Raw genomic sequence first — 14969 nt, forward strand, 5'->3', positions numbered from 1 at the left:
CTTTCCCCTACCCCTTCACCGCCGCCAGCAACCCGCCCAGCCGGCGGCAGTTGCGGCCCATGTCGCCGCCGGCCGTGCGGCCGATCGAGCGCATGTCCACGCGGGCGCCGGCCGCGTCGGGGCGCACCCGCACCACCAGGTCGTCCTTCAGCCCGTACCAGAAGCTCTGGCCCGTGGCCTCCAGTCGGCCGTCCATCGGATCGTCAGTGACGATGGACAGGCCGGCGGACTGCACGGCGGCCTTGGCCGCCTCGTAGGCGTCGGCGGGCGAGCGTTCCAGGATCAAGGGCTTGGCCGCGGCGCAGGTCTCGGCGTTGACGTCGGCCACGCGGCGGCCAGCGAAGGCCAGCGAACCGACCGGCAGGCTGGGGTCCGCCTCAATCGTCTGGGCGTCGCCGCCTCGCGCGGCCAAGCCGGCGTCGGACGGCATCAACGGGGTCTTCCAGTCGGTGGAGACCTCGTGGACGGGAGGGGCGCGGCCGCCGATGGCGTTGGCGGCGACCATCACGCCCAGGGTGGCGATGGTGATCGCCAGGGCCAGCAGCGCCTTCTTCCACAGCTTCGAGAAGCCGCCGAACAGGGCCACGATCAGACCCAGGACGCCGGTGGCGACGCCCAGCATCGCGACCTTCGACGCCCAGTCGCGGGTCATCAGGTCGTAGCCGATCGCCTGGTCGAACAGGCCAAGCTTCACACCCACCGCGCCAGCGGCGACCAGCAGGGCCGGCGCCAGGGCGATCAGCACCGCCAGGTCGAGCAGCACGCCGCCTCCGCCGCCGCCGGACTTGGCCTTGGCATTGACCTTGGCCGCCGCCTTCTTGCGCGCCTTCTTGGTCGGCGGGATCAGCGGCATGGCGAGAGGCGGCTCATCGGTCACGAAGGTCGGCTCGGCGTGGAACGCCGCCTCGGGCACCATGGCCAACACGGGCTCCGCGACCGGCGGCAAGGGGCCGACCGGGAAGGGCTCGGTCTCGCCCCGGGCCTCGAAGGCCGGCGCCACCACAGGGTCGACCACCATCGGCGCGACAGCGGCCTCAGCGACCTGGGTCGGCGCGATGGTCTCGGGTTCGACGACGACTTCCGCGACGGGGGATTCGACCGTCTCGGGCGTGTCGAGCACGGCTGGCTGGGCCTCGGCGAGGTGGACGGCGACGAAGATGGGTTCGGGCGGCGCCACCGATTCGGCCGGCGCTTGAGCTAGCGCCTCGGTGACCAGGGGCTCAAGCAGGGGCGGCGGTTCCGAGATCGAATCTTCGGGTTCAGGGGCGTAGATCCGCGCAGCCAGGGCGCCGTCGGCGGCGGCCAGGGTAGGGGCGCCGGCCGGCGGGCCGGCCTGCGGCCCAGGCGCGACCTCCGCCACGGTCTCGGCGACCAGGCTCGGCAGGACATAGTCCTTCATCCGCTGGCGGATCAGCTTCTTGTCGATCTTGCCCGTCGCGCCCAGCGGGATGTCATCGACGAAGACCACGTCGTCGGGCGTCCACCACTTGGCGATCTTGCCCTGCAGGAAGTCGAGGAACTCCTGCTTGGTGGCGGTCTCGCCCTCCTTCAGCTTGACCAGCAGGATCGGCCGCTCGTCCCACTTGGGATGGGCCACGCCGATCACCGCCGTCATCGCCGCCTTGGGATGGCCCAGGGCGATGTTCTCGATGTCGATGGTGCTGATCCACTCGCCGCCCGACTTGACCACGTCCTTGGCCCGGTCGGTGATCTGCATAAAGCCGTGGTCATCGATCGTCGCCACGTCGCCGGTGTCGAAGAAGCCTTCCTCGTCGAGGATCTTGCCGCCGGCCCCCCGGAAATATTCGGCGGCGATGATCGGGCCGCGGATCTTGAGATTGCCGAAGCTCTTGCCGTCGTGCGGCAGGCGGTTCCCCGCGTCGTCCGTCAGCTTCAGCTCGACGCCCAGCGGCGGCCGGCCCTGCTTCAGGCGGTAGGGCATCTGCTGGTCGTAGGGCAGCTTTTCCAGGTCCTCGGTCATCACCGACAGGGTGCCGAGCGGCGAGGTCTCGGTCATGCCCCAGGCATGGACCACCTCGACGTCGTAGTCCTCGTGGAAAGCGCGGATGATGTGCTCGGGACAGGCCGCCCCGCCGACGACCACCTTCTTTAGAACCGGCAGCTTCAGCCCGGTCTCGCGCAGGTGCTGCAGCAGCATCTGCCAGACGGTGGGCACGGCGGCCGAGAAGGTGACGCCCTCGCTGTCGAGCAGTTCGTAGATCGAGGCCCCGTCCATCTTGGCGCCGGGCATGACCATCTTGGCCCCAGTCCCGGGCGCCGAGAAGGCCACGCCCCAGGCGTTGGCGTGGAACATCGGCACCACCGGCAGGATCACGTCCTTCTGCGACAGGCCCATCACGTCCGGTTGAAGGGTGATCAGGGTGTGCAGGACGTTGGAGCGGTGCGAATACATCACCCCCTTGGGGTCGCCCGTCGTGCCGGAAGTGTAGCAAAGACCAGCAGCCGTGCCCTCGTCGAAGCCGCCCCAGGCGCAGTCGGCATGGTGCTCGGCGACCAAGTCTTCGAAGCAAAGAAGGCCCTTGAAGTGTGGGGCGTCGCCGGCGACCTGGAAGTTGGCCGGCATGTGCCCGCGATCGGTGAACACCACCACATGCTCGACACTGGGCAGGTGCTGGACGATGCCGGCGATGATCGGCAGGAAGGTCAGGTCGGTGAAGATCACCCTGTCGCCGCCGTGATTGGCGATCCACGCGATCTGCTCGGGAAACAGGCGCGGGTTCAGCGTGTGGCACACAGCCCCGATGCCCATGATGCCGTACCAGGCCTCCATATGGCGGGCGGTGTTCCAGGCCAGGGTGCCGACCCGATCGCCTGGCTTGATCCCCATGCCGAGCAGAGCGTTGGAGACGCGCTTGGCGCGGTTGTGAATGGCCGCGTAGGTCGTGCGGACGATGGGACCTTCGACGGAGCGGGTGACGACCTCGCGCGCGCCGTGCCACTGGGCGGCGTGGTCGATGATCTTGTCGACCGTCAAGGCCCCGTGTTGCATCAAGCCTTGCATCGGCCCCGCACTCCCGCTTCGTTAACGTTGTTCAGCCAAGGCTAGCGGCCTCGCGACGCCCACGCAACGCGGCGCGCGCTTTGAGCGAACCTTAAGTCTAAAAGCCAACCGCGCTGATCCGTCGCAGATTGCGTTCAGCCGCTGGTAGTCGCGATCCGCTAGGTTTGTCCGCACAGACGCTGATCGACGGGCAAGGCGAATTTACGTGCGATGGTTCCAAGCGCCATGGGCCGATAACCGGCTGGACGAGGTAGCGCTGGACACCCACCGCCTGCTGCCCTCTCGCCTGATCCCGGCCATCGCGGCGACGGCGATCACGTCAATGGTGCTGGGCGCCATGACGGCCTTGACCTGGCTGGCGGGCTTCATCCTGAGCGAGGGCTTGGCGCGACTGGCGACCCGTCGGTTCAAGTTGGGCGTCGACGCCTCTCCGGCCGAGCGCGCGGCCTTCGTGCTGATGACGCTGCCAATCAACCTGACCTGGGCCTGGCTAGCGGCGATGATTTGGCTCTCGCCAATCCCGGAACTCAAGCTGGCGGCCGTTTCCATCTGGGTCGGGCAGATCGTCTACACCCAGAACTTCCGCCATCAACCGGCCGCCCTGCTGATCGTCAGCGCCTTCGCGCCGATGCTCAGCCTCGTGGTCTTTCCCCTGTTCTTCTTCCAGGCCCACGGCGTCGGCCCCAATATCGCCCGCTGGGGCCTGTTGATGGTCGTGCTGACCACGGTCAACGTCATGCGCGGCAACCGCGCCGCCGCCCGACGCATGGACGACCTGACCCGCAGCCTGCGCGAGGAACGCGAGCGGGCCCTGGAGGCCAACCGCGCCAAGTCCACCTTCGTGGCCGTCACCAGCCATGAGCTGCGCACCCCAATGAACGGCCTGCTGGGCATGGCCTACGCCCTGGACCGCAGCAACCTCAACGAAAGCCAGCGCCGTCACGTGCGCTTGATGATCAAGTCGGGCGACAGCCTGATGCAGGTGCTAAACGACGTGCTCGACCTATCGAAGATCGAAGCTGGCAAGGTCGACCTCGACCACACCGCCACCAACCTGCACGAACTGGTGTTGGCGGCGGGCGACGCTTGGCGCGACGCCGCCACCGAAAAGGGCCTGTGGCTCAAGACCGAGATCGATCCGTCCGCGCCGGTCTGGGTCCTGGCCGACCCCCAGCGCATTCGCCAGGTGGTGATGAACCTGATTTCCAACGGGCTGAAGTTCACCCAGCAAGGCGGCGTCACCCTCCAGCTCGCCGCCGCTACACCCCGCCCCGACGGCGCGCTGCTGGTGCGGATACGCGTGATCGACAGCGGCATCGGCGTGGCCAAGCATTTCCAAGAACGCATCTTCGACAGCTTCACCCAGGCCGACGACGCCGTCTCCCGAAGCCACGGCGGCACGGGCCTGGGCCTGACGATCGCGCGCGCCCTGGCGCGTCAGATGGACGGCGACCTGGCGCTGGAAAGCGGCCTGGACGGCGCGACCTTCGCCTTCACCCTGGTGGCCACGCCGATCGCGTCGCCCTCTTCGCCGTGCGAGACCGAGCGCGACGACGACATGCCGAACCTGGACTCGTTGCGGATACTGATGGCCGAGGACAACGCGATCAACCAGGTGGTGGTGCGCACGATGCTTGAGGCGACCGGCGTGGCCCTGACCATCGTCGATGATGGCCAGGCGGCGCTGGCCGCGCTGCAGGTCGGGACCTTCGACGCCGTGCTGATGGACATCAACATGCCGGTCATGGACGGCATCACCGCCCTGGCCGCCATCCGGGCCGGCGCGACCGGCGACCCGGCCATCCCGGTCATCGCCCTTACCGCCTCGGCGATGTCAGGCGATCGCGAGCGCTTCCTGGCGATGGGCTTCGACGATCATCTGGGCAAGCCCGTCCGCCCGATTCAACTGCTGACGGCGATCCTCGCGGCGGTGCGCCCCAGGGCCAGACCGGCCGAAGCGGCGCGTTCCTAACTCACCCCATCGTCTCCGCCAGGGCGCGGGCCTCATCCTCGAAGGCGCTGACCGTATCGACCCGGCGCCATCTGATTTCTCCTGTGTCGCGGGCCAGTTGGCTCTCCAGCACGGCGACGTCGGCGTCCGAGGCGTCGTTGACGCGGGCGGCGACGCGACCGCGCAGCACCTCGGGCGGGGCATCGAGCCACACACCCTGGAAGGCGACGTCGGCTGACTTGGCCAAGGCCTCGGCGCGCGCGCGCTGCTCGGGCTTGAGGAACACCGCATCGACCACCACCGAGCGGCCGGCCGCCAGGGTCAGGCCCGCGTCACGGAACAGCTCGTCATAGACCCGCTCGCTCATCTGCGGCGTGTAGGCCTCCTTGGGCAGGCGCTGCAGAGACGGCACGCCCAGCAGGCGCTTGCGGATCTCGTCGGTGCGCAGCACCACCGCGCCGGGCGCGCTGCCCAGGCCAGGCGCGCAGACCCGCGCGAAGGTCGACTTGCCCGAGCCCGATAGCCCGCCCGTCGCCACCAGGCTGACAGGCCGCGGGGCCAGGTGCTCCAGCGCCGTGGCCAGATAGGCCCGCGCGGCCTCGTCGTCATTGCTGTAGGCCCAGACGTGGGTGCGAACGGCGGCGCGGACGCTGAGCATTAGCGGCAAGGCGGCCAGCCCGGTCCACAGGCCGGTGTCGAAGGTGCGAGCGGCCTCGTCCAGATAGGCGTTCAGCACTCGGCCGGCCGCGTCGCGGCGACGGCGGAAATCCAGGTCCATCAGCAGGAAGGCCAAGTCGTACTGGATATCGATGTCCGACAGGGCGTCGTTGAACTCGATGCAGTCGAACAGGATCGGCTTGCTGTCCTCGATCAGGATGTTGCCGAGATGCAGGTCGCCGTGACAGTGGCGCGCGAAGCCTTGCCCCGCCCGACCGTTGAGCAACGGACCCAGCCTTTCCAGCGCCAGGTCGGTCTCGGCGATCAAGCGCTCGACGGCCAGCGAGCCAAGGCGCAGGGCCAGGCCGCGCAGCAGCTTGGCGTTGGACGCGATGGTGTAACCCAGGGCCCCCACCCCGCCGCCTTGCGGACGCAGCGGCGCCACGGCGTGGAACTGGGCGATGGTTCGGCCCAGGGCCTCTTCAAGCGCGTCGTCGATCGCCCAGGGCTGCGAAGCCAGCACGCCCTCCTCGTCGAAGCGGCGCATCTCCAGCGCATACTCGATCGTCTCGCCCGCGCCGTCGATCTCGACCCCGCCGGCTTCGGTGCGGGTCAAGCGACGCACGGCCCGGTAGATGTCCGGCGCGGCCGAACGGTTGAAGCTGAGCTCGCGCTCCAGCGACCAGCGGCGCAGTTCCAGCGTCGAATAATCCAGAAAGCCGAAATTGACCGGCCGCTTGACCTTGAAGGCCGCTTCGCCGACCAGGAAGACCCGGGCGCAGGAGGTCTCGATCACCCGATCGGCCCGCTCGCCCATCCAGGCGGCCACTTCCTGCTCGCGAACCGTTTCCGCGTCCTTGATCACGCCGTACCCCGTCTCTCGCGCCACGACGCCGGCGCCGGCGTCCCATAGCGGAAACTTCCGCCGACGTCGCCGCCCGACGCTTGCTTGCGCGTGAGTTGAGCGTCTAAGGTGAAGTTAACCCTGGATCGAGTGCAACGCATGCTGATGGGCGCTGGACTAAATAGGCCGGAACGCCGGAAAACGGAAATCCTGGCGGCGGCGCGTGGCGTCTTCCTGCGCCAGGGTTATCCTGACACCGGCATGGAGGTCGTCGCGCGGATGGCGGGCGTCTCGACCGCCACGCTCTATACCTACTTCCCCAGCAAGGCGAAGCTGTTCGAGGTCGTGATCCACGAGACCGTGCGGGACATGGCTGGCCCCGTCAGGGCGAGCACGCGGGTCAAGGGCGACGCCCGCGCGCGGCTCATGGCCCTGACCTGCGCCTATGCCACCTTCTTTTCTCGCCCCATGACCCGGGCGACGTTCCGCTTGATCACGTCGGAGCGGCGGCGCTTCCAGGTCCTGGCCGACTTCTTCCTCCGGAACGCCCGCGAGGAACTGGGCCGCGCCGCGATCCGCGTCATCGACGATCTTGTCGAAACAGGCGAGCTCAAGGTCGAAAAGCCCTCCTGGGCCGCCGGCCAACTTCTGGGCATGATCGACCACCCGACCCTGTTGCTTGGCCTGTCGGCCGGCGACAACGTTCAACCGAACAGGCCGCTCGAGGAGCTGTCACGCGACGCGGTCGAGACGTTCCTGGCGCGCTACGGAAACAACCGCGTGGTGCCCCAGCCTTCGCCCGCCCGCTCGTAGACCAGCCGCTCGTGCAGGCGGAACGGTCGGTCGCGCCAGAACTCGATGACCTGCGGCACGACGCGGTAGCCTGACCAGTGCGGGGGGCGCGCCACCTGGCCGAGGCCAAATTTCAGGGCCATCTCGGCCACCCGGCGTTCCAGGGCCAGGCGGTCGGGCAGCGGCCGCGACTGGTCGCTGGCCCAGGCGCCCAGCTGACTGTGCCGGGCCCGGCTGGCGAAATAGGCGTCGGCCTCGGCCTCGCTCACGGGCTCGGCAACGCCGCGCACCCGCACCTGGCGGCGCAACGACTTCCAATGAAACAGCAGCGCCGCCTTGGGCTGGGCGTCCAGCTCCACGCCCTTGGCGCTCTGGGTGTTGGTGTAGAAGACAAAGCCCCGCGCATCGACGCTCTTGAGCAGCACCATGCGCGAGTCCGGTAGGCCGTCGGCGTCGACCGTCGACACCGCCACGGCGTTGGGATCGTTCGGCTCGCCCTTCCCGGCCTCGGCCAGCCATTCCTCGAACAGCCGGATGGGATCGCCTTCCGGCAGCAGCGGGGGAGGCGTAGCGTCGGTCACCTGGCGGACATAGTCGTCCTCGGAGGGCGAGGCGGGGATCAGGGGCGCGTTGGTCATGGCAGTCCTATAGGACAGGCGGCGGCGGCGGGCCACGCTTGACGTGCACGACCCGTCGCGCGCATCTGCCGCCAAACCGCGCGCGGACGGCGCCGCGACCTAGGACACGACACCTCATGAAGCTCGGCACGCGCGCGCGACTAGCCTGGATCCCGCTGGCGCTCTGGAGCGCGGCCGCGCTGTGGATCGGCACGATCGAGGCGGTGAAGTGGAAGGGCGACGACGTTCAGGACTGGATCGTGCTGGCCTTGGGCGGGGTCTTCCTGTTCGCGGCGGGGGCCTGGAACCTGGTGAAGGTGCGCAATCGCGCCGCCGAGCGGGCCCGGGTCGAGGGTCCCGATGTCGATGAGCCCGTGACCTGGTATCGCAAGAGCGGCTCGTGGGCGGTGATCCTCTTCGCCGCGGGGGTGTTTGGCACCTTCGGCCTGGTCTGGCTGATCAGCGGCCAGATCCGCTAGCGCTCGAAAGTCTTAACTTAACCCGCCGTTGACCAAGTGGCGGCAGGGTCGGCGGCATGACCGCCCGCGCCTCCACAGTCCCCAGTCTCCAGGCCGCGCGCGCCATCCTCGGCGTCGCCGCGCGGGCCGACGAGCGCGAGCTGCGCGCCGCCTATCGCGAGGCCGCCAAGCGCGCCCACCCCGATCGCCCCGGCGGCGACGCGGCCCTGTTCCGCGACGTGCTGGCCGCCTACCGCCTGCTGCAGGACAACCCGGTCCAGCCGATCCATTTCCCGCCCGCCGTCACCGAGCCCGCGCGTGTCGAGCAGGCGACCCTGACCCTCGAAACGGCCATGGCCTTCGCCGGCGGCGCGCTCGACCTGATGGTCGACGCTCGCAAGCTGCGCCTGACCCTGCCCGCCGGCCTGCGCGACGGCGACAAGGTGCGGGTCGAGGACGTGGTCTTCCGCGTCGCTCTGAAGCCTGATCCCGAGGCCTTGGTGCGCGGCGACGACCTGTGGCTGACCGCGCGGCTGGACTCCCGGGTGCTGGCCGAGGGCGGCCGCCTTGAGGTGGCCACCGCTATCGGTCCGCGCCTGGTGTGGATCTCGACCAAGGCCGCCGCCCGCGGCTTGGTTCGCCTGCCCGGCCAGGGCCTGCCAGCTCGTGGGCCGCATCGCCAAGGCGATCTCTTCCTGCGGCTCGAACCCGTCAACGGCGGAGCCGAAAGCGCCGCGCGATCGCAACTGAAGCGTTTCGCGGCGGCGTGGGCGGCCTAAGGCCAAGGGCGCCCCGAGCCTTAGTCGTCCTCGTCTGGATCCGCGCCGAAGCTGTGCGGTTCGGTCGGCGGCAGGCAGGTCACCAGGATGCGGGCCATCAACTCGGAATCAGCGACGACGGACGGTTGTTCGCCAAACACCGCCTCCCAGAGGCTCGCCAGTTCCTGATAGGCCAAATCGGTCACGTAACGCTCTCTCGAACCACACACTCGGGAAAGACAATGCCGTTCGACACCAAGGGGTTGCTGATTAACAACGCGCGCCGCGAGACGCGCGCCCGAGTCCCTTGACTAACGCGCTGCGATCGCCAGTTCGAACGGCGTGGCCGGCAGGCCGGTCAGGCCGTAGAGATTGACGATCGGGCTGTCGGCCCAGCCGTAGCGAACCTTCACGGGCGCGAGGCCTGCAGGGATCGGCAGGCTGACCTGGTCGCCGCTCAAGGTCGCGTCGACGAACCGGCAGGCGCTAGCATCGCACAATTCAAAGCCGTTGGGATGCGCGCCGGCCTGGACCACCGCGCGCTGGTCCAGCCGCACCGTCACGGCGCCGCCCTGGATCAACACCGACAGCGGGGCCGGGCCGGCGGCGACCACGCTCGTGTCCCCATAGGCTAGCCTGCGGGCTTGAAGCGCCAATCGACGGCCGACCTCCTGCTTATTGGCCGGATGGATGTCGTGGATGTCGCCGATATCGACGGCCGAGGCGAGGCCGACCTGGGGATCGGCGGCGGCCACCCGGCGCTGTACGTCCCGCACCCCAGCCCAGCCAGACTCGCGCGGCTGGGCGTAGCGCGGGCCGAAATCGGCCAGTTGAACGATCAGGAACGGAAGGTCCGGTCCGCCGAACGCTCGGCGCCAGTCGGCGATCAGGGCCGGCAGGGTGCGGGCATATTCGGCCGGTTCGGAGACATTGGCCTCGCCTTGATACCAGACGAAGCCCTTCAGGCCATACGGCGCCAGCGGCGCGATCATGCCGTTGCGCAGGGTGGACAGGCCGCTGGCCCCCAACCAGGGCGCGTGCGGCGGCGGGCCGCTTTGGGCCATGGAGGTCGAGATCTTGTAGCGCCAGGTCCCGCCGAGCGGCGCGAACGACCCGTCGTCGAACTTCAGACCCTTCTGCGCCGCCGGGCCCCAGGCCCCGCCGCCGCCGCTGGTGTCGATGGCCCGCACCGCGATCAGGTTGGCGCCCGCCTTCAGCATGCCCGGCGCGATGTGATATTCGCGCGGGGTGTTCCAGCCTTCCTGAGAGCCGATTTGGCGGCCATTGATGAAGGTGGTGTCGATGTCATCGACCGGGCCGAGCGCCAAGGTCGCGCCCCCCTTGGCGGCTTGGGCCGCCTGCTTGGCCGTCAGGGTGAGGGTGGCGCGCAGCCAGATCGTGCCGTCGAAGGTTTCCAGGCCAGGATTGACCTCCCAGAAGTTCTCGGCCGGCATCGTGGCCCAGGCGCTGTCGTCGAGGTTCGGGCTGGCCCAACCCGCCGCCTGCGGCTCGACCTTGGCGGCCCAGCGATCCAGCTTCGCGCCCCAACGGGCCATGCCGGCCTCCTTGGATCGCGCGTAGTCAGCCAACACGGCCAGGCCCTCGTCATAGTTGCCCAGGGCGTGGAGGCCCTCGCCGCTGATCCAGTCCTGGATGATCGACCCGCCCCAACTGGCGTCGATCAGGCCGATCGGCGCATGGGTCGTCTTCCTCAACTCGCGGCCCATGAAGAAACACGCCGCGCTGAAGTTCGCGGCGGCTTCAGGGCTGGCCACGCGCCACACCGCTTCCTTGGGCAGGGTCGTGGTCGGAGCCGGCAGGCTGGTGCGGCCGGTTTGGAGCAGGCGGATGTCGGGATCGGTTGCGTGCGACAGCTCGGTGTCGCTGTCGAGCGACCGGCGCAGTGGATATTCCATGTTCGACTGGCCCGAGCACAGCCAGACATCGCCGACCAGCAGGTCGGAGATCGTCTGGCTGTCGCCAACGGTTTTGGCGGTCAGGGACAGGGCGGCGCCCGGCTGGCGGGCCGGGAAGGTCGCTGACCAGCGGCCTTCGGCGTCGGTGGTGGCCGTGGTTTCAGCCTCGCCCAGCATGACAGACACCGACGCCCCGGGCATGGCGCCGCCCCAGACCCGGATCGGCTGGCCGCGCTGGAGGACCGCGTGATCGGTGAAGACCGGGGCGAGGATGGGCGCGGCCGAAGCAAGGCTTGGCAAGAACAACGCGGAGGCTAACAGGCCAAGGACTTTCGAACGCATCGGCATACCCCAAAACCCGCTCATCCCGGCGAATGCCGGACCCAGATTCACCCAGAGCCTCAGCGGGATTCACCTGGGTCCCCTGAGTTCACAAACGAAGTGCAACACTCTCTTACCGAGGTGTTGCGATGGGACAAGCCTATGATCACCTCACGCTTGAGGAGCGGTGTGAGCTTGCCCGGCGTCGTGAAGCGGGTGAGACGATCCGACAAATCGCTGCGGCTCTGGGTCGCTCGCCATCGAGCATCTGCCGTGAGCTGAAGCGTAATGGCGCGCCCAAGGCCGCCTACAAGCCCGTGCTGGCCGGCGATCTCAGCAGGGCCCGGCGCTGGCGAGGCAGCCGCCTGGAACGCGACGAGGTCCTCCAGTGCCAAGTGCTCGAGCAGGTGGCCGGACGGCTGAAGCGCGAGCACGGCCAGGCGGTGATCAGCCACGAGAGCATCTACCGGTTCATCTACGCCCAGATGCGCCGGACCAACGATGGAAGCTGGCGCAAGTATCTGCCGCGCAAGACCAACCTCGACACCCTCGACCTGGACGACATTCTTTGGCTCAACAGGCTCCACAACCACAGGCCTCGAAAGTGCCTGGTCTTCCAGACACCCGCCGAGGTCTACACCCTGTTGCATTTCAAGTGTGAATCCACATCCCGACTTTCGTCGGGGAGACGGTGTTGAGGGCGTGCCACACGAACTGCTGACCGCGCCCGACTAAGCCTTCTGCTCCAGACGCGCCCGCCACAGCCGCCAAAGCACGCCCGGCGCGGCCAGCACCGGGTGTCGCTCGCGCCAGGGCGTCAGCGGCACCGACAGGCCCGTATGGCGCTCGATCTTCCAGACCGCATAGCGCGCCGCGCCCTCGAACGTGAAGGCGGCCTTGATCAGCCGCGCCAGGTTCAACGGCTTGCCCAGGCTGCGCCGCACCCGCCAGGCGGCGTTGAGCCGCTTGTGATCCTCCGCCGACAGATTGGGCTGCACCGCGCCGCGCGAAACGATGTCGAGCATCCCCTCCTCCCGCCAACAGGCAATCAACAGGCAATCGTAGCGCTCGGGCTCGAAGGCCAGGATCGAGCGCTCGCGCCCACCCTTCTCGACCCGGAATTCGGCGGCGTAGGTCTGCTGGAACAGGGCCGACCAATAGGCGTCCGGCGGGCCCTCGTGCGGTCCAAGCGCGGCGGCGAAGCGGGTGGCGGTTCGGGCGGCCTCCGCGACGGCCTCGATCACGGCGTCGCCGATCGCCGGATCGGCCGTCCAGACCAGGGCCGAGGGCTGGACGAAGCGCGTCCAGATCGTGGTGTCGATCCCCTGCCCCAGCACGGCGTTCTGGAACTGGGCCAAGGTCATGGCGGCGACCTTGGCGCGCAGGGTCCGGCCTTGGTGCTCGACCTCGTGATAGCTGACGTCCGGCCACAGCACCCGCCCGGCCAGACCGCGCCAGCCGCTCCGGGGGCCGGCGGTGAGGACGTAGAAGTCCATCACCCCCTCCAGGTCGCCCGTTCGCAGGATCGAGCCGTAGAACAGCACCGCCACCGGAGCCTCGAAGGCCTCCACCAGGCGTTGGGCGAACATCACGGCGTGGGGCGGGGCCGGGGCGCGGAGCTCCTCGCTGACCAGGCTGACCACCGAAGCGGTCATGCCGCCAGGAACCGCAGCGCCGGCGCCAGGACCACGGTCACGCCGCCGGCCCCGTCATAAACCTCGCCGTCCACCACCAGCGGCTGGTCGGTGGTGATCCGGATGGTCTGGGCGTCGCCGCGCCGATAGCCCAGACCGGGCAGCCAGGCGGCGTCGCGGCCGCTCAGCAGGGCAGGCAAGGCGCCGGGCAGGTGCTTGGGCGGGGCGTCGACGTCGAGGAACTTCAGCCCCTCGCGCGGCGGTCCGAACGGCTTGAGACCCAGGGGCAGGCGCTTGAGGGTGGTGGCCATGACCACGAAACGGTCGGCGGTGCGGGTTTCCTCGCCGTCGATGGCCATGCACAGCGGCACGCCGGCCCGCCAGCGGTCGCGCGCGCCGCCCATCAGGGTGCCAATCACGCCGCCGGCAAGGGTCAGGGCTACCGACAGGCTGTGGAAGGCGCCCAGGGCGTTGACCTTCTTGGACATGCTGGTCACCCGCACGAAGGCGCCCAGGCCGAACACGAAGCCATGCAACGACGGCCGACCGTCGTCCCAACGCACCACCAGGGGCGCGCGGGTCTTGATCACCGGGTGGCCGGAGCGGGCGGCGGCGATGGCCTGGTGCAGGGTCCACCCGTGCGGCACGCCCAGGTCGATGGCCAGGACGTTGGTCTTCCCGGACGGCAGCAGGGCCAACAGCGGCGGCGTGTCGCCGAAGGTGTCGGGCAGCAGGCTGATGACGTCGCGGATGGTGCCGTCGCCGCCGTCTATGACCAGCAGTTCGACCCCGCACTGGGCGAAGGCCTTCAGGTCCTGCACCAGGGCCTCGCGGGTGGCGGGCTCGACCAGCAGCACCGCGTCGGGCGTCGAGGCGCTCTCGGTCCGCCCGATATTGGCGTGGCTGCGCGGATTGCGGATGACCCCGATGCGCATCAGCGCGACAGCCAGGAGACGACGCCGCCCTTGGGCGTCGCCAGGCCCTGCAAGATCTGGACGGCGTGGACCAAGAGGCAGATCGCGGTCCACACCGCCACGGCCATGAATCCGATGTCAGGCCGGCCGGCGAGCCAGGCCAGAGTCAGCATGATGAGGTTGGGGTTGCGACGCGCGGTGATCAGCCGAAAGAAGCTGTCGAACGGTCGCCAGGCGTGCATCTCGACCTTGAACAGGGCCAGGAAGATGCCCTCCTCCACCCGCTGCAGCACATAGCCCGCGACGATCACCGCCAGGGCCAGGACGCCGTACGGCGTGGCGAAGGCCATTGCGCCCAGACCCACATACCAGGCCCACCACCAGAACGGCGGGTGCACCAGGTCAATGCCGTGGTCAAAGACATTGCCCCACTTCGATGAGGTCAGGGTCACGCGGGCCAGCTTGCCGTCGACGGTGTCGAGGAAGGTCATGATCCAGGCGCAGACCAGGCCCCAGCCGAACTGGCCCGTCCAGAACAGCCAGAAGGCCGCCAGGGTCAGGATGAAACCGATCAGGGTCACCTGGTTGGGCGTCATCTTGGCCAGGGCGCACCAGCGGGTGACGACCCGGGCCGGCGTGGGCCAGACATATTTCGTCACCAGGTCGGTGACGCCCTTGTAGGAGCCCTGGAACAATCGCTTCTCGACCGCGACGCGGGTCTCCGGCGTCAGGCGCTCCAGCACCGGCGGCTCGCGCTTGCGCAGGGCGCTGTTATAGGCCGAGCCAAGCTCCAGGGCGGTCAGGCGGGTGTCGGCCAAGGCGGTGACGTCCTCGCCAGTGTCGAGGCGGGCTATGGAGTCACGCGCGCGCAGGGCCGAGACGTTGACGGCGACCACGCGACCGGCCTCGTCCACCAGGGCCACGCCTGGACGCTCGGCCAGAGCTTTGATCAGCGACTCGTCGAACACCCAGCCGGCATCCACCACGATGACGTTCCCGCTGACGAAGACGGTCTCCGGCGTCGCCTCGACCAGGCCAAGGCGGCGGTAGATTCGCGACAGCCGTTCAGACGACGTCATCCCCCA

13 protein-coding genes are annotated in these 14969 nt (G+C 68.9%); 5 read left to right on the forward strand and 8 right to left on the reverse strand.

Annotated features, from left to right (window positions below):
• Nucleotides 1-7 precede the first annotated feature (7 nt).
• Nucleotides 8-3022, reverse strand: coding sequence for a long-chain-fatty-acid--CoA ligase (locus ACP694_RS15245; RefSeq protein WP_426013711.1), 3015 nt, complete (start codon nt 3020-3022; stop codon nt 8-10).
• 205 nt (nt 3023-3227) lie between these two features.
• On the opposite strand from ACP694_RS15245, the gene ACP694_RS15250 reads away from it, so the two are divergent.
• Nucleotides 3228-4994, forward strand: a complete 1767-nt coding sequence (locus tag ACP694_RS15250; protein WP_426013713.1) for a response regulator — start codon at nt 3228-3230, stop codon at nt 4992-4994.
• A 1-nt stretch (nt 4995) separates the two neighbouring features.
• Here ACP694_RS15250 and ACP694_RS15255 read toward each other — a convergent pair whose 3' ends face one another.
• Nucleotides 4996-6495, reverse strand: a complete 1500-nt coding sequence (locus tag ACP694_RS15255) for an AAA family ATPase (RefSeq protein WP_426013715.1) — start codon at nt 6493-6495, stop codon at nt 4996-4998.
• Between the two features lie 108 nt (nt 6496-6603).
• On the opposite strand from ACP694_RS15255, the gene ACP694_RS15260 reads away from it, so the two are divergent.
• Nucleotides 6604-7287 (forward strand): TetR/AcrR family transcriptional regulator, encoded by a 684-nt coding sequence (locus tag ACP694_RS15260; RefSeq protein WP_426013717.1) that lies wholly within the window; start codon nt 6604-6606, stop codon nt 7285-7287.
• On the opposite strand, the gene pdxH is transcribed toward ACP694_RS15260, so the two are convergent.
• On the reverse strand, nt 7239-7904 hold the full coding sequence (gene pdxH, locus ACP694_RS15265) for a pyridoxamine 5'-phosphate oxidase (protein WP_426013719.1): 666 nt from the start codon (nt 7902-7904) through the stop codon (nt 7239-7241). The two genes, ACP694_RS15260 and pdxH, sit on opposite strands and share 49 nt — an antisense overlap.
• A 116-nt stretch (nt 7905-8020) precedes the next feature.
• Between pdxH and ACP694_RS15270 the strand changes: the two genes are divergently transcribed.
• Complete coding sequence (locus ACP694_RS15270; protein WP_426013721.1) at nt 8021-8362, forward strand: hypothetical protein; 342 nt, start codon at nt 8021-8023, stop codon at nt 8360-8362.
• A 56-nt stretch (nt 8363-8418) separates the two neighbouring features.
• Nucleotides 8419-9120: a DnaJ C-terminal domain-containing protein gene (locus ACP694_RS15275; RefSeq protein WP_426013723.1), complete on the forward strand. Its 702-nt coding sequence runs from the start codon at nt 8419-8421 to the stop codon at nt 9118-9120.
• Nucleotides 9121-9140: 20 nt separating this feature from the next.
• Here the strand turns inward: ACP694_RS15275 and ACP694_RS15280 are convergent, their stop codons facing one another.
• Together ACP694_RS15280 and ACP694_RS15285 are read right to left on the reverse strand one after the other, a co-directional pair.
• Entirely contained in the window at nt 9141-9305 is a 165-nt protein-coding gene (locus tag ACP694_RS15280) for a hypothetical protein (RefSeq protein ID WP_426013725.1), read from the reverse strand.
• A gap of 105 nt (nt 9306-9410) precedes the next feature.
• Nucleotides 9411-11357 (reverse strand): sialate O-acetylesterase, encoded by a 1947-nt coding sequence (locus ACP694_RS15285; protein WP_426013727.1) that lies wholly within the window; start codon nt 11355-11357, stop codon nt 9411-9413.
• 128 nt (nt 11358-11485) lie between these two features.
• Between ACP694_RS15285 and ACP694_RS15290 the strand changes: the two genes are divergently transcribed.
• On the forward strand, nt 11486-12034 hold the full coding sequence (locus ACP694_RS15290) for a transposase (protein WP_426013728.1): 549 nt from the start codon (nt 11486-11488) through the stop codon (nt 12032-12034).
• A gap of 33 nt (nt 12035-12067) precedes the next feature.
• Here ACP694_RS15290 and ACP694_RS15295 read toward each other — a convergent pair whose 3' ends face one another.
• The 3 genes from ACP694_RS15295 to ACP694_RS15305 are packed head-to-tail and all read right to left on the reverse strand — an operon-like array spanning nt 12068 to nt 14963.
• Nucleotides 12068-12991 carry a hypothetical protein gene (locus ACP694_RS15295; protein WP_426013729.1) on the reverse strand — a complete coding sequence of 308 codons (924 nt, stop codon included), beginning with the start codon at nt 12989-12991 and terminating at the stop codon, nt 12068-12070.
• Nucleotides 12988-13905, reverse strand: coding sequence for a diacylglycerol/lipid kinase family protein (locus ACP694_RS15300; RefSeq protein ID WP_426013730.1), 918 nt, complete (start codon nt 13903-13905; stop codon nt 12988-12990). Before ACP694_RS15300 ends, ACP694_RS15295 begins: the two co-directional genes overlap by 4 nt.
• A complete protein-coding gene (locus tag ACP694_RS15305) occupies nt 13905-14963 on the reverse strand; it encodes a CDP-alcohol phosphatidyltransferase family protein (protein WP_426013732.1) in 1059 nt (352 codons plus the stop codon). Before ACP694_RS15305 ends, ACP694_RS15300 begins: the two co-directional genes overlap by 1 nt.
• Nucleotides 14964-14969: the final 6 nt, after the last annotated feature.

Origin of the sequence: Caulobacter sp. DWR2-3-1b2 (assembly GCF_049896345.1) — a bacterium.
Lineage (GTDB): Bacteria > Pseudomonadota > Alphaproteobacteria > Caulobacterales > Caulobacteraceae > Caulobacter.

Bases quoted from the DNA above. Each gene is read 5' to 3' on its own strand.
- ACP694_RS15245 (WP_426013711.1), bottom strand. From the start codon at position 3,022: ATGCAAGGCTTGATGCAACACGGGGCCTTGACGGTCGACAAGATCATC.
- pdxH (WP_426013719.1), bottom strand. From the start codon at position 7,904: ATGACCAACGCGCCCCTGATCCCCGCCTCGCCCTCCGAGGACGACTAT.
- ACP694_RS15270 (WP_426013721.1), top strand. From the start codon at position 8,021: ATGAAGCTCGGCACGCGCGCGCGACTAGCCTGGATCCCGCTGGCGCTC.
- ACP694_RS15275 (WP_426013723.1), top strand. From the start codon at position 8,419: ATGACCGCCCGCGCCTCCACAGTCCCCAGTCTCCAGGCCGCGCGCGCC.
- ACP694_RS15285 (WP_426013727.1), bottom strand. From the start codon at position 11,357: ATGCGTTCGAAAGTCCTTGGCCTGTTAGCCTCCGCGTTGTTCTTGCCA.
- ACP694_RS15290 (WP_426013728.1), top strand. From the start codon at position 11,486: ATGGGACAAGCCTATGATCACCTCACGCTTGAGGAGCGGTGTGAGCTT.
- ACP694_RS15295 (WP_426013729.1), bottom strand. From the start codon at position 12,991: ATGACCGCTTCGGTGGTCAGCCTGGTCAGCGAGGAGCTCCGCGCCCCG.
- ACP694_RS15300 (WP_426013730.1), bottom strand. From the start codon at position 13,905: ATGCGCATCGGGGTCATCCGCAATCCGCGCAGCCACGCCAATATCGGG.
- ACP694_RS15305 (WP_426013732.1), bottom strand. From the start codon at position 14,963: ATGACGTCGTCTGAACGGCTGTCGCGAATCTACCGCCGCCTTGGCCTG.